Origin of the sequence: Falsochrobactrum ovis, assembly GCF_003259955.1 — a bacterium.
GTDB lineage: Bacteria > Pseudomonadota > Alphaproteobacteria > Rhizobiales > Rhizobiaceae > Brucella > Brucella ovis_A.
The window spans coordinates 1-19622 of sequence record NZ_QLMK01000027.1 but is presented as its reverse complement, the minus strand read 5'-3'; the positions used below and the strand labels follow the sequence as shown (position 1 = coordinate 19622).

Here is a 19622-nt window from a genome sequence, read left to right as displayed (position 1 = left end):
ACATCCTCATTCCGCGCTCAAGATGGCTTCCCCTCGGCAGTTCATCAGGGCTAAATCAAACTAGCCGATCTGTCCGGTGAAACGGGGGCACTCCACATAAAGAAACAGGTACTTCAGGATATTGAAGACGCGTTATGGTCTAGATATACCCCATTGTTTGGAAGACGTGGGGCACGTTGATAAGCTCGACCGCAAACTATACTCCCTCCAGCCTTAGCTTTGGATTAAGCTTGGGGGGTAGTGAGTAACGAAGACAATGAGTTTTAAACAATCGAATCTCATCGACGAGATAAGCGCTGTCATTAAAGTTACCGTTCAGATCGAACCTGATATCGGCCAAGCCATAATGGTGTAATATTGAAATTAAGTGTCGCCACATTTGGCGAGCTAGATAAGCAGGTTTCTGATGCACAAGTTCCGGCTGCTGATGTGATCAGAGAGACGCCGATTTGAACTATGGCATCTGCAATAGCGATATCTTTATCCGTGGTTACAATATTCTTTGCGGCGCCTCTACAGAATGAAATTGTCCACTTGAACTGACCGACTCGATAGCGCTGCGAAATTAGCTTTGATCAATTCATCTAAACTCAACGAGATTAAACATACCCCGACTATCAGAAACCATTTCCTTGCTAGGATTGGGTGCTGGCGTGTTGCTAGTGCCTAGCACTAGCGGAAAATTGGGATCTGATGCTGCGGGTTAAGTGGCTTGTTGCTCAGGCTTTCGCAATGTCGTTAAAAAGGTTTTGAGCACTTGTTTCCCTTGGCTCGATAAATCGAAGCAACAAGATGATAAAAGCCATTCCCACACCATGCCTTTCATCAACCAACGAAAAGCAGTCGCTGCCGAATGAGCATTCCACGGCGAAACAAGCATCCCTAACGACTCGGCTTTTTTCATGCTCGCAAGTGGTACTTGCATCTGTTCTTGCTCAAAAGCCTCTTTGGCGGCCAAAACTTCCTCAAAACCATCCGAAAAATTTGTGCGAACGAGTATGGTAAGAAGACGCTGGCGCTGCTCGTCTACAACGAATTTGTCCAGCCAATCTCCGACTATTTGCTCCAGAAAAATAAGCGGGTCTTTAAACTGCCCGTCTGCCCCGTCTAGATCAGCCAGGTTGAAGTGGGGCAAACGAATGGCATCAAACAGCTCAAGAAAAATATCTGTCTTGTTCTGAAAATGCCAATAAATCGCCCCCCTCGTGACGCCGGCAGCCGTCGCAATTTCCTCTAAAGAGGTATGAGCCACCCCCTTTTCGAAGAAGATCCTTTCTGCACAAGAAAGGATCTCTTCGCGTGTTTCAGCCGCTTCAGCCCTGGTTCGCCGCACTGGAGATATTCTCCTGCGGATGCACCGTATCTGCATCCTTTTTCCCGCCGGCGATTTTCATCACAAAGACAAAGAACACCGGAACGAAATAGATTGCCAGAACAGTTGCTGAAATCATCCCGCCCAAAACGCCAGTTCCAATCGCGTTCTGGCTGGCAGCACTAGCACCACTCGCCACCGCCAATGGAACCACACCAAGGCTAAAGGCAAGCGAGGTCATCAGAATTGGACGGAAGCGAAGCCTGGAAGCCTCAACCGTTGCATCAATGAGCGGCATACCTTCAGCATAAAGATCTTTGGCGAATTCGACGATCAAGATAGCATTTTTCGCTGATAGACCAATGATGGTTATCATGCCCACCTTGAAATAAACGTCATTGGGCATATCCCGCATCATGACAGCCAAGACAGCCCCGATAATGCCAAGCGGAACGACGAGCATAACAGAGAGCGGAATAGACCAGCTTTCATAAAGTGCCGCCAGTAGCAGGAAGATAAAGACCACCGTCAAGCCCATCAGAAACGGTGCCTGGTTTCCTGACTGAATTTCCTGCAAAGACTGGCCAGACCATTCATAACCAAAGCCACTTGGAAGCGTGCTCACCAACCGTTCCATCTCAGCAATAGCCGCTCCGGAAGAATAGCCCGGCGCCGCATCACCACCGATACGAACTGCTGGATAGCCGTTATATCCAATGACCTGAGACGGTCCTTCGGTCCATTCCACATCACTAAAGGCCCGCAACGGAACCATGCCCCCATGAGCATTCGGAACGTTGAGTTCGAGAATGTCATCAGCGGACATGCGTTTGTTTTCATCAGCCTGTATCGTCACACGCTGCATACGGCCCGCATTGGGGAAGTCATTGATATAGGTCGAACCGAGATTGGCCGAAATGGTCGAATTGATATCCGCGAAAGTGACACCAAATGTATTGGCTTTTTCACGGTCAATATTGACGACCAATTGTGCCGCAGCAGGCATGCCTTCAATACGGACTCCTGCCAGCACAGGGCTTTCATTAGCGGCTGCAAGCAATTGTTGCGTTGCCGCAGCCAGCGCTGCCTGGCCCAGTCCCGAGCGATCTTGCAGACGGAAGCTAAAGCCACCTGCGTTACCCAACCCCTGAATTGGCGGTGGTGAAAGCGCAAAGGCCATCGCATCGCGTATTTGAAACAGCTTTCCATTCGCACGTTGTGCAAGAGCTTGGGCTGAATTATCAGCGTCACGCTCGCTCCAATCTTTCAGCGTGATAAATGCAAGACCAGCATTATCGCCAAAGCCTGAGAAGCTGAACCCACCGATGATGGTACGATTATCAACTGCCGGCTCTTCTGCAAATAACTGATCAACCTGAGAAGCCACCACCTCTGTACGGTTAGCACTGGCTTCGGCGGGGGTCTGCATATCAACGATGATAAAGCCCTGGTCTTCGTTGGGCAGGAACGATGATGGCAATCCCATGAACAGATAAAGCAGACCGCCGACCAATACCACATAAATCATCATGAAACGTCCAGCGCGGTGAACAATCCAGTTCACACTGCCAGCATATTTACGGGTACCTGCATCAAAGCGGCGGTTAAACCAACCGAAAAAGCCCTTCTTCTGGTGATGGTCCGGCGAAATCGGCTTTAGGAAAGTAGCACACATCGCCGGTGTGAGCGACAGAGCCAGCAAGCCCGAAAACAGAATCGACACGACCATCGTCAAGCTGAACTGCTGATAGATAATTCCCACCGCGCCCGGGAAAAAGGCCATCGGAATGAACACAGCAGTCAAAACAAGAGTAATACCAATAATCGCGCCGGAAATCTGCTTCATCGCCTTTCGAGTGGCATCACGCGGGGACAAGCCTTCTTCGGCCATGATCCGCTCGACGTTCTCAACGACAACAATCGCATCATCCACCAGAATACCGATGGCCAAAACCATCGCGAACATGGTCAATACGTTAATCGAGAACCCGCTCACATACATTACGGCGCATGTTCCCAGCAAAGCAACCGGTACGACCAAAGAAGGAATGATCGTATAACGGAAATTCTGCAGGAAGATGAACATCACCACAAAAACGAGAGCCATCGCCTCAAGCAGCGTATGGATAACCTTCTCGATCGAAACCGCAACAAAAGGCGAAGTATCGTAAGGGATTTGATATTCAATTCCCTGCGGGAAAAACTCCGCCAATTCGGCCATTTTAGCGCGAACGGCCGTCGCCGTTTCCATCGCATTGCCGGATGGTGAAAGCTGGACACCGATAGCAGCGGCAGGCTTGCCATTGATTTTGGTCGAGAAGTTATAATTTTCCGCGCCAACTTCAATCTCAGCAACATCACGCAAGCGCACGGATGAACCGTCCGAATTGGCACGCAGCACAATAGCGCCAAATTCTTCAGGCGAAGTTAGCTGTCCTTTAACCAGAACAGTCGCGGAGATTTGTTGATTAATAGGGTTGGGTCGCGCGCCGATACGTCCGGCCGCAACCTGCGCATTCTGTGACGCGATCGCGTTATTAATATCGGCAATTGAGAGGTTCAACCCAACCATTTTATCTGGATCGACCCAGATACGCATTGCGCGCTGACTCGCAAATACCTGCGCACGTCCGACACCGTCAATACGCTGAATCTCACCCAAAACGTTGCGGTTTAGATAGTCACCCAAACCAACTACATCGAGGCTCTCATCTTCAGATATCAGCGCAACCATCATCAGGAAGCTCGTACCCGCTTCCTCAACCTGAACACCCTGCTGCGTGACCACCCTCGGCAATCTTGCTTCGACGCGGCGAATGGCATTTTGCACGTCAATCGAGGCTTTCGCGGAATCAGTTCCCGGCTCAAAGGTCGCATTGATTTGCACAAGCCCGGTAGAGCTTGAGGTAGATTCGAAATAGATCAGCCCATCAACACTGTTAAGCTCTTGCTCAATCGGAGATGTAACACTCTGATACACGTCTTCTGGCGACGCACCCGCATAGGTCGTAGAAATCGTAATTTGCGGCGGTGCGACGTTTGGATATTGGGCAACCGGGAGATTCGGAATTGCCAACATTCCGGCAATCATGATGAAAATCGCCACCACCCAGGCAAAAATCGGTCTGCTGATGAAAAATTGTGCCATTCGTTATCCGCCTAAGTTAGAGCGCATCCGACCCAATGAAGATCGGATCGCACTCTAAACAACTTAACTTGCTATGTATTCGTGGAGACTGTTACGTCTCCACCCGGCTTTACTGCTCGACAGCTTCCCCCTCATCAGCCTTAGGAGCGTCGCCAGCTGGTGCCGCCGTCGCATCTCGTGGCTCCCAAGGCTGCGGGATGACTGTTGCACCCGGACCCGTTTTCTGGAAACCTTCGGCTATGACCCGGTCGCCCTCTTTTAGCCCTTCGGCTACCACAACGCGATTTTTGACATTACGTCCCAATTTTACTTCGCGCTGTTCGACTTGATTATTGTCATTAACAACAAGAAGGCGAGCGGCACCGCTAACATCTCTTTGCACTGCCTGCTGTGGAACAGTTAAAGCAGCCCTCTGAATACCCTGTTCAATAAGAACACGCACATACATGCCCGGCAGCAAGTCGCCATCAGGATTAGGGAATTCACCGCGAAGCGTTACCTGTCCGGTATTTGCATCCACTGCTGCTTCCGAAAATAGCAACCTTCCCGTATGAGGATAAACAGTGCCATCATCAAGCAGCAACCGCACTTCGGCTTCATTAGGTCCGGTCATAAGCTGACCATCCTGCAACGCCTGACGCAAGCGGATCAGCTCCGTAACAGGCTGCGTGAAGTCTGCATAAATTGGGTCGAGCTGCTGGATCGTGGCCAGATTTTCTGAACTCGTCGAACTCACCAATGCGCCTTCGGTAATCAGCGCGCGACCGATACGCCCGCTAATTGGCGCTGTCACCTTGGAATAATCAAGGTTGAGTTGTGCTTCGGCCAAACCTGCTTCAGCCGCTGCAACTTCGGCCTGAGCTTTTGCTTCTTCCGCTACTGCATTGTCGTAACCCTGCTGCGAAGCAACGTTTGATTTGCGCAACTGCTCTTGCCTACGGGCATTTTGCTGCGCTTGTAGCAGCGCGGCCTCTGCCCGCCGCAAGTTCGCTTCGGCGCTCTCAACTCTGACCTCAAACGGACGGGGATCAATACGATAGAGTACATCACCCTTTTCAACCTGTGTGCCCTGCTCAAACACCCGCTCAATAACAATTCCCGATACGCGAGGGCGTACCTCTGCAAGCCGCGTGGGCGCAATACGGCCAGGAAGTTCGTTGGTAATCGGTAGAGCTTCTGGGCTAACCGTTACAACACCAACCTCCATCGGCGGAAGGGACTGAGCTGCTGGGGATTGCTCCTCATTCTGACAGCCAGCCAGCAACGCTACGCCGGCTAAAACGAGTGCAGTGCATCGAAAATTCATTAGTCTTGAGTCTCCAGAGAGTTCGGCTATCAGCGACATACAGCAGAGCATGTATACATTGCTAATTTGGTGTGCAACTTAATTTTTGTCTAACACAAGAATGTGAGATAGTTGCCAAAACAATTAAGGCAACCAACGAATTTTCAACGATAAATGCTTAGTAACTTCTTGTGAAAGAATTCAAAACCGACGATTGGCCCATAGGTTAGTGGACAAACCACCTCTATCATGGCCGTTATATCGGTCGCCGGGCACGCAATATTCACGCATTGAGCAGATATGTCCGCCATATCGCCTTCGAGTGACCTGTGTAACATCTTACCAGCAAGTCCCTTACCCGGCAATATCAGCTATACTATTCTAACCACCCAATTCATTGGGGTGAAACCAGCCTTTGGCCCATCTGGCTATCAGACGATCAGATCACAGACCACCAGACCATCAGGCCACCAGGAGGCTGGCTTCAGCTATCCAACCATTTGGGGATTTCTCTTCGTTGGAGAGAAAATCAAACGGCAGCGCTAAACGAAACTGCTAACATAAAAGCCTGTCCGCGATTTCGGCTATTGCACTGCAATCACAAGACCAGCCCGTAATCACAAGGTCCGTCCGTAATCATAGGGCCAGCCCGCTAGCACGATCAAACACATGCACACGCTGATTATTGATCGTGGCTGGAAACTGTGAATGCAGACCCACAAATTGTTCGCCATCCACCACAGCAGTGATCTGATCTTCACCCAGTTCAAAAACAACATGCGTCTGCGCACCGGTCGGCTCTACCAGAACCGTTCGACCCTCAAAGCAGCTATCGCCAGAAAGCGACAATGTTATGTGTTCTGGCCTGAGACCAATCGTGACCTCCTGCCCTCGCTTTACTGGCTTTTCCGCTGAAATATTTATCGCGGTCCCATTTTTCAGTCGTGCTACCGGCGCGTTGGCTTCTGTATCGATCACCGCATCGATAAGGTTCATAGCAGGTGACCCAATAAAGGCAGCAACGAACACATTCGCTGGAGTTTTATATAATTCCAACGGCGTTCCTTCTTGTTCAATCCGTCCCTGATTAAGAACGACCACACGATCTGCCAATGTCATTGCCTCTATCTGATCATGCGTTACATAGATGGAGGTCGTCCCTACTTTCTGATGTAGGCTTTTGATTTCGCTGCGCATTTGCACGCGCAGTTTTGCATCAAGATTGGATAAGGGTTCGTCAAAAAGGAAAACGGAAGGATTGCGCACAACCGCCCGGCCCATGGCAACACGCTGACGCTGACCACCGGAAAGCTGCGACGGTTTGCGGTCCAATAGGTTGCTAAGGTCAAGCATTCGTGCGGCTTCAGCCACCCGTTCTTCAATGACATTTTTGGGCTGTCCCGCCAGCTTGAGATTAAAGCCCATATTTTCCGCAACAGTCATATGCGGGTAGAGCGCATAAGACTGAAATACCATAGCAATATTGCGCTCGCGCGGTGTCATGAAGTTAACGACCTGGCCGCCTATGGCGATTTCACCTTCCGTTATTTCTTCAAGTCCGGCAACCATGCGCAGAAGTGTAGATTTTCCACAACCAGATGGCCCGACAAGCGCGATAAATTCGCCATCATCAATCGCCAGTGAAATGTCGTGTATCACCTCAAGAGAAGCGTAGGATTTATGAATATTGATAAGCTCTACAGAAGCCATAATCGCATCTCCGATTAGGATTTTACCGCACCTGCCGTCAAACCGGCGATGATGTGTTTTTGTGCAAGGAAAAACACAATGACAGTTGGCAGAATCGTCAGTGTTATGAAGGCAAGTACAAGCTGCCACTCGGTACCAAACTCGCCCCGGTAAACCATAATGCCGAGCGGCCATGGATATTTAGATTCCGAATTGAGCATGATCAGTGGCAAAAGATAGCTGTTCCAGCTGCCGACAAACGAGACAATGCCAACCGTTGCCAGAATGGGGCGGGAAAGCGGCATAGTAATGTGCCAGAAAAATCGCAGATAGCCGCAGCCATCCACCGTTGCCGCATGAAATAACTCTTCCGGCAAATTGCGGAAATAGTTGCGAAACAACAATATGCTCATGCCAAGGCCAAATGCGACCTGAGGTAACACGACCCCCCAATATGTATCCAGAAGACCCAAATCACGTATGCGGATGAATAATGGCAGGATCGCCGTTGCGGCTGGAAACATCAGGCCGAGCAAAAAATAGTTGAGCAGGAAAGCCGAGCCAAAAAATTTGACATGGGCAAAGGTGAATGCCGCCATGGCCGATACGACCAGAGTCAGAAACACCGTTAATACCGCAATAATCAACGAATTGAATATTTGCATCCAGTAACGATGCCCAAGCAGAATATCGCCATAATTAGCCCATTGCCATTCCGCAGGAAGGCCAAAAGGATTAACGCGCAGATCCCCCAAAGTTTTGAATCCACCCAAAGCCGTTGTCAAAAGCGGCACCAGAACAATAGCGGCAATAAGCCCAAGCGAGACATAGAGATAAAGCCGGGTCTGTATCGTCATGCGGACAGTTTGCGATGTATCAGTCATGGCGCATGAAAATCCTTTTATAACCAAACGCAAGTGTCACACAAATAACGAATAGGATAACGCCCACGGCGCTACCAAGCCCCACTTGCATCCGCATCACCCCGTGTGTGTAGAGGAATGTGACCATAGTCTGCGTTGAATTGGACGGCCCGCCACCGGTAAGAGGCATGATCATATCGAAAAGCTGCAACGAGCCGATGACCGCAAAAAATATGGATAGGCGAACCGTCGAGCCGAGCATGGGCAGCGTTACATAGCGAAATTTTTGCCAGCCAGTAGCGCCATCAATTTCAGCTGCTTCAAGCACAGCTTTATCTACCGATTGCAGCCCCGCTATAAAAAGCATCATGTGAAAGCCAAAATACTTCCAGACAATGACCGCGAGCACAGCATAAATCGCTACATTCTTATCCGCCAAAACATAAGGATTTGCGAAGCCGAAAAAATTTGATGCTGCGGCAAACAGGCCATAATCGCCGTCATAGACAAAGCGCCAAATCAAACCGGCTGCAACATCTGCAAGAACATAAGGCAGAAAGAAAATCAGCCTGAATGCCACCACACCGGGAATACGGTGAGCCAGCATCATCGCAAGCCAGATCGCTAAGGGAATTTGCACAAGAACGGATATGACAATAATCAGTCCGTTATTAAACAAAGCTCGCGAGAAAGCCGCATTGTTAAACAGGATCTGGAAGTTTCTTAAACCCACAAATTCTGTTGGCGTGCCATAACCATTCCAGCGATAAAGACTGTACCACGCTGCTTCCCCCATCGGCAGAATAACAAAGAGCGTAAATAGCAGCAGAGCCGGAGGCAAAAACACAAGAAGCGTCAGAGTGCGATCATGGGCAATAGAGCTGCGTTTCTTCCTGATATTGCGTGCTTTACGTGGAGGCGAGGAGGCCGGCGACATAGACATGTCCGTCATCTTTTCCGCTTTCATAATGCAAATGATTAATTATCAAGAGCGCATGCCATATTCTGGCATGCGCTCAGAACGCTCCTAACGGAACTCAAAAGCATCCTGAATTTGCTGGGCAGCTTCCTCGGAACTCATTTGTCCCGACACAATGTCGACCGATACATCGTTGACGACACGACCAACTGCCGCGCCTAATGCCTGGTCAAAGAAATTCTGGTGCCATGTCGATGACGCCAATTGTTTGGCAGCAGCCTGCAGCAACGGATCAGTAACTGCGCTGTCAGCACCCACTGCAACCGGCAAAATCATTTCCGCCGCAGCCATCTTTTCTTGATTTGCTTTATTGGTCAGGAAAATTGCAAAATCGATAGCTTCTTTCGATGCATTTTTCGTAACGGCCCAGCCATTCACGCCTCCGAGCGTGTCGGTGGCTTTCCCGGCCCCGCCTTCAACAGCTGGAAATGGAAAGCGTCCAATATTGTCTGATGCGAGCCCTACACCATCACCTGCATTTTTGCGTTGATTGGCTTCGATATTTTCGAAACCGAGAATCATCGCAGCATTTCCGTCACCAAAAACACCAAGTGCCTGCGGCCAAGACGCACTTAAATAGCCCGGCTGAAACGGTTCTAACTTGCCAAATTCGGCAAGCTGTTCGCCTGCCTTAATGATGGCCGGATCCAGAAAACCTTCGCCCTCACCTCTACTGGCAGCCTCAAAAACCGCCTGACCGCCATTGCGCATAACCAGATAGCTCCAGTAGAAATGGATCGGCCATTTCTCCCCGCCACCGCCCGCAATCGGAACAATTCCTGCATCTTTGAGCTTCTTTACCGCCTCACCCAGATCATCCCATGTTTTGATGTCATCCGCGTTTAGACCGGCTTTGGCAAAAAGCTCTTTATTATAATAAAAATTGATAAGACTGACTTTATAAGGAACCGCCCAGACGCCACCGTTGAACGACAGAGCATCGACCGCAGAACTATTATAGGACTGCCGAAGCTCGCCACCATTGGCGTCAAATTCTTCTGTCAGGTCTTTAAGAGTGCCGGTTTTTGATTGCTCATCAAGCACGCCACCGCCCCAACTATAGAAAAAATCTGGGACGTCTTTCGACTGCAACAAAGTCGGCAGCTTGGCTTTGAAAGCCTCATTTTCCAAAAATTGTAATTCGATTTTAACGTCCGGATGCTGGCTTTCATAGTCTCGCGCTATTTCTTCCCAGACCGCCACCGCTTTGGGATCCAGCTCAACATGGAGCCATTTCACAGTCGTCGTCGCCAAAGCACTTGCGGTGCTTAGCGCCAATGCTATGCTTGCCGTTGCGGCATAAGACATTAGCTTGCCGCTCAGATTTGCACCTGTTTTCCAATAGGTCATGTTTGAAACCCTCCCCGGTCCTCTCCATTTATTCCCTGGTGCGTATTAATTCATCTGACACGATTGTCGATGTCAAGGCTATTTCGCATTTTTCTCAATTCGGACTTGACATAAACAATAGAAGCAGCCCTATTTAATCCGCATTCCGATTTAATTCAGCATGGACATTCACAGGACCCCATGAAAACCGCTGACCCCGAACTGATGCGCGCTATCAATAGGCTGAACGTACTAGATACGATCCGCCTCCATGGCCCGATTTCGCGCATAGAGATCAGCGAACGGACTGAAATTTCGACCACCACTGTTTCTGCAATAACGGCATCGCTGCTGGATGATGGGCTGATATTAACCCGGCATGAAGGTGATATCCGCAACGCAGCAACCCGCGGGAGGCCTCGCGTAATGCTTGAGCTTAACCCTCAGGCGGCGCGTGTCGTGGGTGCAAAAATAGCATCTAACCGCATGGTTTTCGTTGTCACAGATTTTCGTGGCGAGATCCTTTCCGACCTGTCGCTTCCGATAAGGGTCGATCGTCAGCCCATAAGCGTCATAGCAGATCTTATTGAAGACGGGGTACGCAGGTGCGTGCTGGATGCCGGTGAAACGCTAGAAAATATCGACATGATCTGCCTGGGTATACCCGGCGTGATAGAGCATCGTACTGGTATAATTCGAAGCACGCCGATCCTTAGAGAGCATAATTTTAACTTTGCCTCAGAAATGACAACCCGTCTAAATGTAAAAACGATTATTGAAAGTGATGCACACGCAATAACGCTTGCGCATCATTGGTTTGGCCACGCTCGCGAATTCGAAGACATGGTTTTAATTTCGCTTGAGCAAACGCTTGGCTTGGGCGTTCTGCACAAAAATCAGCTATTTCGCGGCGCAGATGGGCTGAGCCATAATCTGGGCGATCTCGTATTGGGCTATGCCACCGGAGCTGGCGCCATCATCAGGCTGGCAAGCCAGGCCGGTGAGAATTCAATTCTTGGGACACGTCCCGATGATGCCCGTTTTGCTGAGGCCATGCGCCTCGGAAGGGGTATGAAATATGCACATTCGCTCATTAATGCTTCCGATGAAAAGCTCTTAAATGCAGCCAAACGCGCCGGTACCGCCATCGGCCTGACATTGGCGAATATCGTGACTTTGTTTGCGCCGCCACGCGTCATCATCACTGGCACCAGTCTTGAACTTGGAGAGCCTTTTATCAGCAGCATTCGCGAAAGTTACAATATTGCGGTCCCCCAAGCCCTGACCGGCGTTGCTGAGCTGGTTTTTGATATTGCCAGTGACGAATTATGGGCACAGGGCGCTGCGGCTGTTGCGCTGCATGAACTTTACGAGTCCCCATGGAGCACGACGGGGCCAGCAGTTTAACTCATCTATAGCTAGGAATTTCTGGGAGGAATATATGGACAAGGTCGGCATCGGCATTATCGGCTGCGGAAACATTTCCAGCGCCTATCTCAAAGCAATGGCTTCATTTCCGATACTTGATATCCGCGGTGTCGCAGATATCAATATGGAAGTGGCGCAAAGTCGTGCTGAAGAATTCGGCGTTGAGGCTCGCACTGTCGAAGAATTATTCACCGATCCCAAAGTCGAAATAATCGTTAATCTCACGATTCCAAAAGCCCATGTTGAGGTTGGTTTAAAAGCGCTTGAAGCGGGCAAACACGTTTATTCCGAAAAGCCGCTGGGCATAAATTTTGCCGAAGGTAAAAAACTCTTTGAGGCAGCCAAGGCAAAGAACCTTCGCATCGGTTCAGCGCCCGACACTTTTCTTGGCGGAAGCCATCAGACCGTGCGTGCGCTTATTGATGAAGGTGTGTTAGGGGTTCCTGTCGGAGGCACCGCGACATTTATGTGTCCTGGCCATGAGCGCTGGCATCCAAACCCTGCCTTTTACTACGAAATTGGCGGCGGACCGATGCTTGATATGGGGCCTTATTATATTACAGAACTCGTCAACTTGCTCGGACCTGTTGAGAAAGTGGCGGGCTTTGCAATCACACCTCGGCAAGAACGCATCATTACCAGTGCCGAAAGAAATGGTGAACGTATTCCGGTCCATATTCCCACCCATGTTGCAGGAATTCTCGCATTTAAAAACGGCGCGATCGTACAAGTTTCAATGAGCTTTGATGTGGCCGGGCATAAACATGTGCCTATTGAGATTTATGGCACCGAAGGCACGCTGATTGTTCCGGATCCAAATTATTTTGGTGGGGATATTCTGCTGTTGAAAAAGGGCGGAGAGTTTGAAGAACAAGCGATCTCTCAACCTTATGCTGATGGAAATTATCGTTCTCTAGGAATTGCCGACATGGCCCATGCCATTCGGAGTGGCCGACCGCACCGCGCGAATGGTTCGCTTGCGCTGCATGTGCTTGAAGTTATGGAAGCATTCCAGACAGCGTCTGATACAGGCAAAACCATATCTATCACGACAGAGGTGGAGCGGCCTGCCCCACTCGAAAAATCTCTGGTTAATAACCAGATTGCCAATTAATCCTGAGGAGGAAGCAATGAAAGAAGCGCTGATCGTTTGGGGCGGCTGGAGCGGACATGAACCACAAGAATGTTCGGTAATCGTCAAAGATATCCTCGAAGAAGAGGGATTCAAGGTCTATGTCGAGAAGAGCACGGAGGCTTTCGCTGATCCATCCGTACATGATCTTAGCCTCGTCGTTCCAATTATAACGATGTCCAAGATCGAAAAAGAGGAAATTAAAAACCTAACCAAAGCCGTTGAAAATGGCGTTGGCCTTGCGGGTTTTCACGGCGGAGCTGGTGATAGCTTTCGCGAATGTGTTGAGTATCAGTTCATGATCGGTGGTCAGTGGGTCGCGCATCCCGGTGATATCATTGACTATAAGGTCGATGTAACCCGGCCGGACGATCCGATAATGGAGGGCATTTCGAGTTTTCCATACCATTCCGAACAATATTATATGCATGTGGACCCTTCCAATGAAGTGCTGGCAACCACGACCTTCACTGGCGACCATGCCTGGTGGATCGATGGAGTGGTAATGCCGATCGTCTGGAAGAGAAAATATGGCAATGGCCGGGTATTCTATTCAGCCCTTGGCCATCAAGCCAAAGAATTCTCGGTGCCGCAGATGCAGACGATTTTTCGACGAGGCGCTAATTGGGCGGCACGTTAAGCACCAATATGCGTGCTTGACCTAACCTCAATAGGAGCAGCTAACGCTGAGACGAGTCAGGCGATCAAGCAATTGGGTATGTTCAGCGCCTCGTAAAGCTGGGAGTGAGAAAATCCTAGCGGAATACGATGATTGGGCAATATATTCTCGAACTAAACTGCCCCTTAAACACAAAAAGCCCCGTCTCTTGTGAGCGGGGCTTTTACATAAGCAGTTGATATAGATTTTTTGTTTTGGTTGCGGGGGCTGGATTAAATCATAACTTGCTTTTTCGAACGGCGGCATAGCCAAGGTTGGATCGGAGCTCCCCGGTCATGATTGGCAGCAGCGTGTCAAGCCTTAAGCACCATGCGAATCGCGTAGGCAACCAACGTTAGCGAGAAGACGCTAGCCAACCAAATGGCGGCGAACCACAGCAAACGTTTCCAGAGTGCCGGCAAGGCCTTCTCAATGGTATCCGATTTCATCAACTTTCCCTCGGAATACCCAGTATGCCCAGGAGGTGTAAGCGAGGATGATGGGCACGAGAGCCCCGGCGCCGACCAACATGAAGATTTGGCTGCGTTCGGGTGCTGCGGCATCCCAGATTGACACTCTGCCGGGGATAACATCAGGCCAGATCGAAATCGCCAGCCCAGCCATCGAGAGCCCGAACAGAACAAGCGTCATTACGAACGGCAGCCAGTCGCGGCTGCGGTCGATCGATCGCCAGAGAATGAATGCAACGATGGCGACGAGAAGAGGCATTTGGGCGGCCGCGAGCACACCCGGCCAGCCGAACCAGCGCTCATAATAACGAGATTCAAGAAACGGGGTTGCGCCGCTCACAGCAACAATTGCGGCGACAAGTCCGATCATGAGGACGCGAGCATGACGGCGCGCGTGGATCTGTATTGATCCATCGGTTTTCCGTAACGGCCCGATTGCTACCGCCTGCCTGAGTTCGTAATTTTGGCATAAGACACGTGTTTAACGACGTCTGTCAATCAGCATCCAAACGGGACCCCTTATCGGCGTCCAAAAAGGACTCTGACTCAATCTCGATGATGTTTTGGGTTCAATTGGCCTGGTTTCAAAGGAGAATCAGCGCCATGCGAACCCGATTTCGGCTTTCTGATCTGGTCCCCGCCGAGTTGAGCGTGGAGGCAGTCCATCATGGCCACGACGCGATCGTGGTCGCCGTATATGGCCAGTCTGCAGATTGCAGATGTCCCAAATGCGGCACGGTGTCCCGTCGCGTTCATAGTCGCTATCCTCGGTCGATTGGTGATTTGCCATGTTCGGGGCGACGGATTGAATTGCACCTGACCGTTCGGCGTTTCGTCTGTACTGCCGCGCATTGCCGTCGAAAGATTTTCGCCGAGCGCTTCGGCGACGATGTAATTCGCCCCATGGCTCGCCGGACAGCACGCCTGGACTGTCTGGTTCGCCATCTGGCTCTCGCATTGGGTGGTCGCCCTGCGGCCCGATTTGCAGATCGTCTCGGATTCCCGGTGAGCAATGATACGCTGCTGCGAACCGTTCGCCGGTATGATCGCCCGCCGCCAACGCCACCGAACGTCATCGGTATCGATGACTGGGCCTGGCGACGTAATCATCGATACGGCACCATCATTTGCGATCTTGAACGCCGAAGGGCAATTGCATTGTTGCCCGACAGGGAACAGGCGACCGCCGTGGCCTGGCTGGTCCAGCAGCGCCAGATCGCGATCATCGCGCGAGACCGCGGCGGCGGGTATGCGCAGGCCGCTGCACAAGCTCTGCCACATGCCGAACAGGTCGCTGACCGCTGGCATCTGATGGAAAACGCCAGTCACGCCTTTCTCGACGCCGTTCGCCAATCGATGCGGCAGGTCCGCATGGCAATTGGCACTGCAACGGTCAATCCAAAGCTGCTGACTGCCGCCGAGCGGCTGCAATACGAGGGATATCTGCGGCGCGAAGAGGCAAATGCCGCCATCCGCGGTCTCGTCAGCGAGGGCCTATCGATCAAGGAAATCGTGCGCCGAACCGGGCATAGCCGAAAGCTGGTCCGCAGCGTCGTTCGTGGTCAACGGACCGACATCTTCAGGGTCCGTCAAACCTCTCTCGAACCGCATCTGCCGTGGCTTGAAACGCAGTGGGACGCCGGTTTACGAAACGGCGCTGAACTGTGGAGACAGCTTCGAGTGGTTGGCTTTGGCGGCAGTCTGCGTGTTGTCACCGAATGGGCAGCGCGGCGAAGGCGTGCCGAAAAAGCCGAGAACGGACTCGGACATGCGCCGGCCGCACGCACCGTCGTTCGCCTGATGACCCTCGAGCGGAACAACTTGACCAAGGCTCAAACGATGACGGTTGCCGCCATCGAAGAGAGGCTGCCGGACCTTGTCGAGGCCAGGGATGTCGTCGAGAACTTCCACGAAATGTTGCGCCAAAAGTCCTCAGTTGATCTGGAAGCCTGGATTGACCGAGCGGCGAAAAGCTTGGTCGCCTCATTCGCCAACGGCGTCATCCGAGACAAGGCAGCGGTCCAGAATGCGATAACCTCACAGTGGTCGAACGGCCAAACAGAGGGCCAGATCACAAAGCTCAAGCTCATCAAACGGCAAATGTACGGTCGCGGAAAGCTCGATCTGCTCGAGGCACGCATTGTCGGAGCGCCCTGATGTCATCGAGATTGCGTCAGAGCCCCGTTTGGATGCTGATAACCCCAACAAAGGGGTCCTTCTGTGGTTGCCGCCCGTTGTGCAAGTTGTTTCTGAGCCTTTGGACGTGTGATCGAATGCGGTCTTCTGTCAGGCCTTCGTTTGCGGCGCTTTCAGAAGCCGCTGGCCGGGATGGTGATCAGCGGATCAGGTCCAAATCTTATTCCCGAGCTATGACGCTCGAAGGACTCCCACTGGTTTTCTTGATCCGGATCGTTCGATCTTGCGCCCATTCAGGTCATCGACTTCTCACACCTCCTTGCCAACGTTGGTGATAGCAGCCTTCATGCCGCCGTCGTCAACGTCGGATTTCGATAATCTTCCTGCCGCATCAACATCGCCCAAATCATGCGTGCCATCTTGTTCGCCAGCGCGATCGCCACCAGCATTCGGGGCTTTCGCCCAAGCATACGCATCATCCAGGGATCCGCTGATGCTTCCTTGCAGCTCGCCCAATTCACACGCGCCATCGCGCCGATGATCAGCAGCCTGCGAATGTCCGCTTGCCCGGCCTTTGAGACCTTGCCCAACCGCTCCTTGCCTCCGGATGAGAACTGCCTCGGGACAAGGCCGAGCCAGGCTGCAAAGTCACGGCCCGACTTGAAACTTTCCATTGCCGGCGCAAAAGCCTCGACAGCCACGGCTGTCATAGGCCCGATGCCAGGCATTGTCTGAAGACGCCGCGCCACATCGGTCTGCTTGGCAAGTGAGGCCAATTTCTGCGTCTTGCTATCGATCTTGGCGGTCATTTCACCGATCTGGGCCAGCAGATCAAGGCCTTCCTCGCGCACCAGATCGGGCAAATTATTGGCCACGTCGTTCAGCGCCGCTTCCAGCCGCTTGATATGTCCGATGCCCACAGGAACGACATGGCCATATTCATAGAGCATTGCGCGCAGGGCATTCACCAACTCCGTGCGTTGGTGGACAATGCGCTCTCTTGCCCGGAACAGAATAGCGCGCGCTTGCTGATCGGGAGTTTTGGGTTCGACAAACCGCATTTCCGGCTGACGCGCCGCGATGACAATGGCCTCTGCGTCGGCGGCGTCATTCTTCTGGCGCTTCACGAATGGTCGCACATATTGCGGCGCGATCAGCTTGACTTCGTGGCCCAGCGCCGGCCATCTCCCGCGCCCAATGGTGGGCGCTGCCACATGCCTCCATGACGACAATGCAAGCGGGCTGGCTTCCCATAAAACGCAGAAACTGACCGCGCGACAATTTCCTGCGGAACCGCACTTCGCCCGTCAGCGACGCGCCGTGAAGCTGGAAAACATTTTTTGCCAGATCAACCCCGATCATTGTATACTTCATTGCCATCCTCTCCGCTACATGATCTCCAACGATCACACTCTGGCACATTGCGATGCCGTCTGGGGAGGGCGGCAACCACCCCATCTTATTCCACGCCGAATGACACCCTTCCTCATATCTGTGACGCCGCAGGCCAGGTAAACCCGAACGCCGGTGCCCGGTCCAATCATGCCTGTTCCACCACCCGGATCAGCCGTGTCAGAACCGCACCTTCCACTTGGCTGCCAAAACAAAGACGGCGGCCGCAGCGCAAGTGCAATTCAATCATGGAGGGCGAAGCATCGACGGAACTGTTCGCCTCAGAACCAAGCGGAGCGGCAGTCATGTCAACGGGAAGAAACAAGGGCTCCGGCGAGGGAGGCAGGAGCCCCCTCCTCTTCAACTCGCTACGCCACATATAAATCTGCTGGCGCGATACATCGTGACGTAGCGCAACTTCCGTTACTGTCGCGCCATCAACCCCAACCGAATTGACTATCGCAAGCTTCTCTTCGGCTCGCCACCGACGGCGGCGCTCGTGGCCCAGTATCTCCATCCGCATCGTATACCTCAATCTCAAGACACGTCATTAACGACGCCGCTAAAGACGTGCCTTACGGCACGAGGCCTTGATCCAACAGGCGGTAGCAATCGGGCCGTTACCAATCAAAGGTTGCACAATTATAAGTTATGGAACTATTTAAAGTGTCACTCAAGAGCCTGAATCATAATGAATGTAATGATATCAGGCTCTTGCGATACGCCGTGTGAGGAAGCGGATATTTGCGATGTATATCCACGCTTCGGAAGAAGCAATAGTTTTCTCGAAGTCTTTGGCCAGTCTGCGGCACCTTCCCAGCCATGCAAATGTTCGCTCGACCACCCATCGGCGTGGCAGGGCTTCGAAACCGTTGGCCTGATCGGAGCGCTTGACAATTTCCAATGTAAACTTTCCGACCTTTTCCAGCCTGCCTCTGAGCTTGGGGCCTGCATATCCGCCGTCAGCAAAGATATGTCGCAGCCACGGCCATCGTTTGAGTATGGTTTTCAAGACGTCCGGTGCGCCATCGCGATCCTGAATACCCGCAGAATGGATCACCAGACCAACCATCAAGCCAAGGGTATCAACGACAATGTGACGCTTACGTCCGTTAATCTTCTTTCCCGCGTCAAAGCCCCGTATTCCGCCACTTTCTGTGGTTCTAACTGACTGGCTGTCGATGACGCCAGCCGTTGGACTGGGCTGCCTGTCAGCCTGCTCACGCGCCAGCATCACAAGCGTGTTGTTGATGGTACGCAGCAAGCCTTCATCGCGCCAGCGGTAGAAGTATTTCTGTACCGTCGAGAATGGTGGGAAATCGGTTGGCAGAAGCCGCCACGCACCGCCAGAAGATGCGATATAAAGAAGCGCGTTTACCACCTCACGCAGATCCGTTTTGCGAGGGCGACCAAGGTATCTGGGCGAAGGCATCAGCGGTTCGATCACTGACCATTCCGCATCCGTTAAATCAGTTGCATAGCGCGAATTGCGTCGTACATAGTGGCGGCGAGCGGTTACTGTCCAGGCCATTGTGATCTCCATCGAATGTAACCAATCCGATTGAATCATAACCTACTGTAATCGCTCAACCCTTTTTGGAACAGGCTCTCAAGGCAGATTTGGTACACGTCAGAATAGTATATGTATATTATGGTCGTTTCTTGACAGTATCAGAGTATTCTGAAAGGCGCATTTTCTCCTCATGTGAGAGTCTAACCGAAAATTAAGTTGAGCGATTTCATGGGTTTATGATTCTCTGTGGTTTACCAAGACTACGGAGGATCAGATGGCCTGGACTGA

The 19622-nt window shown here is 51.7% G+C and carries 15 protein-coding genes and 1 pseudogene; 4 read left to right on the top strand and 12 right to left on the bottom strand.

What is annotated here, in order from left to right:
• Positions 1-703: 703 nt before the first annotated feature.
• The 7 genes from C7374_RS15480 to C7374_RS15450 form a co-directional block, all read right to left on the bottom strand.
• Positions 704-1333 (bottom strand): TetR family transcriptional regulator, encoded by a 630-nt coding sequence (locus C7374_RS15480; RefSeq protein ID WP_158527870.1) that lies wholly within the window; start codon positions 1331-1333, stop codon positions 704-706.
• Positions 1314-4460 (bottom strand): efflux RND transporter permease subunit, encoded by a 3147-nt coding sequence (locus tag C7374_RS15475; RefSeq protein WP_111576500.1) that lies wholly within the window; start codon positions 4458-4460, stop codon positions 1314-1316. Before C7374_RS15475 ends, C7374_RS15480 begins: the two co-directional genes overlap by 20 nt.
• A gap of 109 nt (positions 4461-4569) precedes the next feature.
• Complete coding sequence (locus C7374_RS15470) at positions 4570-5766, bottom strand: efflux RND transporter periplasmic adaptor subunit (RefSeq protein WP_111576499.1); 1197 nt, start codon at positions 5764-5766, stop codon at positions 4570-4572.
• A gap of 615 nt (positions 5767-6381) precedes the next feature.
• The gene (locus C7374_RS15465) at positions 6382-7455 is read right to left on the bottom strand and encodes an ABC transporter ATP-binding protein (protein WP_111576498.1); all 1074 of its coding nucleotides are present in this window, start codon (positions 7453-7455) and stop codon (positions 6382-6384) included.
• Positions 7456-7469: 14 nt separating this feature from the next.
• A complete protein-coding gene (locus C7374_RS15460; protein WP_111576497.1) occupies positions 7470-8318 on the bottom strand; it encodes a carbohydrate ABC transporter permease in 849 nt (282 codons plus the stop codon).
• Positions 8311-9240, bottom strand: a complete 930-nt coding sequence (locus C7374_RS15455) for a carbohydrate ABC transporter permease (RefSeq protein ID WP_374850747.1) — start codon at positions 9238-9240, stop codon at positions 8311-8313. The genes C7374_RS15460 and C7374_RS15455 overlap by 8 nt, the downstream gene beginning before the upstream one ends.
• Positions 9241-9324: 84 nt before the next feature.
• Complete coding sequence (locus tag C7374_RS15450; RefSeq protein WP_374850750.1) at positions 9325-10584, bottom strand: ABC transporter substrate-binding protein; 1260 nt, start codon at positions 10582-10584, stop codon at positions 9325-9327.
• A gap of 222 nt (positions 10585-10806) precedes the next feature.
• Between C7374_RS15450 and C7374_RS15445 the strand changes: the two genes are divergently transcribed.
• The 3 genes from C7374_RS15445 to C7374_RS15435 are packed head-to-tail and all read left to right on the top strand — an operon-like array spanning position 10807 to position 13805.
• Positions 10807-12012: an ROK family transcriptional regulator gene (locus tag C7374_RS15445; protein WP_111576495.1), complete on the top strand. Its 1206-nt coding sequence runs from the start codon at positions 10807-10809 to the stop codon at positions 12010-12012.
• Between the two features lie 34 nt (positions 12013-12046).
• The gene (locus tag C7374_RS15440) at positions 12047-13147 is read left to right on the top strand and encodes a Gfo/Idh/MocA family protein (RefSeq protein ID WP_111576494.1); all 1101 of its coding nucleotides are present in this window, start codon (positions 12047-12049) and stop codon (positions 13145-13147) included.
• Between the two features lie 16 nt (positions 13148-13163).
• Positions 13164-13805, top strand: a complete 642-nt coding sequence (locus C7374_RS15435; RefSeq protein ID WP_111576493.1) for a ThuA domain-containing protein — start codon at positions 13164-13166, stop codon at positions 13803-13805.
• 332 nt (positions 13806-14137) lie between these two features.
• Here the strand turns inward: C7374_RS15435 and C7374_RS15430 are convergent, their stop codons facing one another.
• Both C7374_RS15430 and C7374_RS15425 read right to left on the bottom strand, forming a co-directional pair.
• The gene (locus C7374_RS15430) at positions 14138-14272 is read right to left on the bottom strand and encodes a DUF2474 family protein (protein WP_111576492.1); all 135 of its coding nucleotides are present in this window, start codon (positions 14270-14272) and stop codon (positions 14138-14140) included.
• Positions 14253-14729 carry a cytochrome d ubiquinol oxidase subunit II gene (locus C7374_RS15425; RefSeq protein ID WP_111576491.1) on the bottom strand — a complete coding sequence of 159 codons (477 nt, stop codon included), beginning with the start codon at positions 14727-14729 and terminating at the stop codon, positions 14253-14255. Before C7374_RS15425 ends, C7374_RS15430 begins: the two co-directional genes overlap by 20 nt.
• A 167-nt stretch (positions 14730-14896) precedes the next feature.
• Between C7374_RS15425 and C7374_RS15420 the strand changes: the two genes are divergently transcribed.
• Positions 14897-16450 carry an ISL3 family transposase gene (locus C7374_RS15420; protein ID WP_111576490.1) on the top strand — a complete coding sequence of 518 codons (1554 nt, stop codon included), beginning with the start codon at positions 14897-14899 and terminating at the stop codon, positions 16448-16450.
• 323 nt (positions 16451-16773) lie between these two features.
• Here C7374_RS15420 and C7374_RS15415 read toward each other — a convergent pair.
• From C7374_RS15415 to C7374_RS15400, 3 genes and pseudogenes are all read right to left on the bottom strand, one after another.
• Positions 16774-17803 (bottom strand): annotated as a pseudogene (locus C7374_RS15415) (IS110 family RNA-guided transposase).
• A gap of 166 nt (positions 17804-17969) precedes the next feature.
• Positions 17970-18344, bottom strand: a complete 375-nt coding sequence (gene tnpA / locus C7374_RS15405) for an IS66-like element accessory protein TnpA (RefSeq protein WP_111576489.1) — start codon at positions 18342-18344, stop codon at positions 17970-17972.
• A 183-nt stretch (positions 18345-18527) separates the two neighbouring features.
• Positions 18528-19352 (bottom strand): IS5 family transposase, encoded by an 825-nt coding sequence (locus tag C7374_RS15400; RefSeq protein ID WP_111576488.1) that lies wholly within the window; start codon positions 19350-19352, stop codon positions 18528-18530.
• Between the last annotated feature and the right edge of the window lie 270 nt (positions 19353-19622).

Coding starts and splice junctions, on each gene's coding strand:
- C7374_RS15455 (WP_374850747.1), bottom strand. CDS start 9,240: ATGTCTATGTCGCCGGCCTCCTCGCCTCCACGTAAAGCACGCAATATC.
- C7374_RS15435 (WP_111576493.1), top strand. CDS start 13,164: ATGAAAGAAGCGCTGATCGTTTGGGGCGGCTGGAGCGGACATGAACCA.
- C7374_RS15470 (WP_111576499.1), bottom strand. CDS start 5,766: ATGAATTTTCGATGCACTGCACTCGTTTTAGCCGGCGTAGCGTTGCTG.
- C7374_RS15400 (WP_111576488.1), bottom strand. CDS start 19,352: ATGGCCTGGACAGTAACCGCTCGCCGCCACTATGTACGACGCAATTCG.
- C7374_RS15460 (WP_111576497.1), bottom strand. CDS start 8,318: ATGACTGATACATCGCAAACTGTCCGCATGACGATACAGACCCGGCTT.
- C7374_RS15450 (WP_374850750.1), bottom strand. CDS start 10,584: ATGTCTTATGCCGCAACGGCAAGCATAGCATTGGCGCTAAGCACCGCA.
- tnpA (WP_111576489.1), bottom strand. CDS start 18,344: ATGCGGATGGAGATACTGGGCCACGAGCGCCGCCGTCGGTGGCGAGCC.
- C7374_RS15445 (WP_111576495.1), top strand. CDS start 10,807: ATGAAAACCGCTGACCCCGAACTGATGCGCGCTATCAATAGGCTGAAC.
- C7374_RS15475 (WP_111576500.1), bottom strand. CDS start 4,460: ATGGCACAATTTTTCATCAGCAGACCGATTTTTGCCTGGGTGGTGGCG.
- C7374_RS15430 (WP_111576492.1), bottom strand. CDS start 14,272: ATGAAATCGGATACCATTGAGAAGGCCTTGCCGGCACTCTGGAAACGT.
- C7374_RS15440 (WP_111576494.1), top strand. CDS start 12,047: ATGGACAAGGTCGGCATCGGCATTATCGGCTGCGGAAACATTTCCAGC.
- C7374_RS15420 (WP_111576490.1), top strand. CDS start 14,897: ATGCGAACCCGATTTCGGCTTTCTGATCTGGTCCCCGCCGAGTTGAGC.
- C7374_RS15465 (WP_111576498.1), bottom strand. CDS start 7,455: ATGGCTTCTGTAGAGCTTATCAATATTCATAAATCCTACGCTTCTCTT.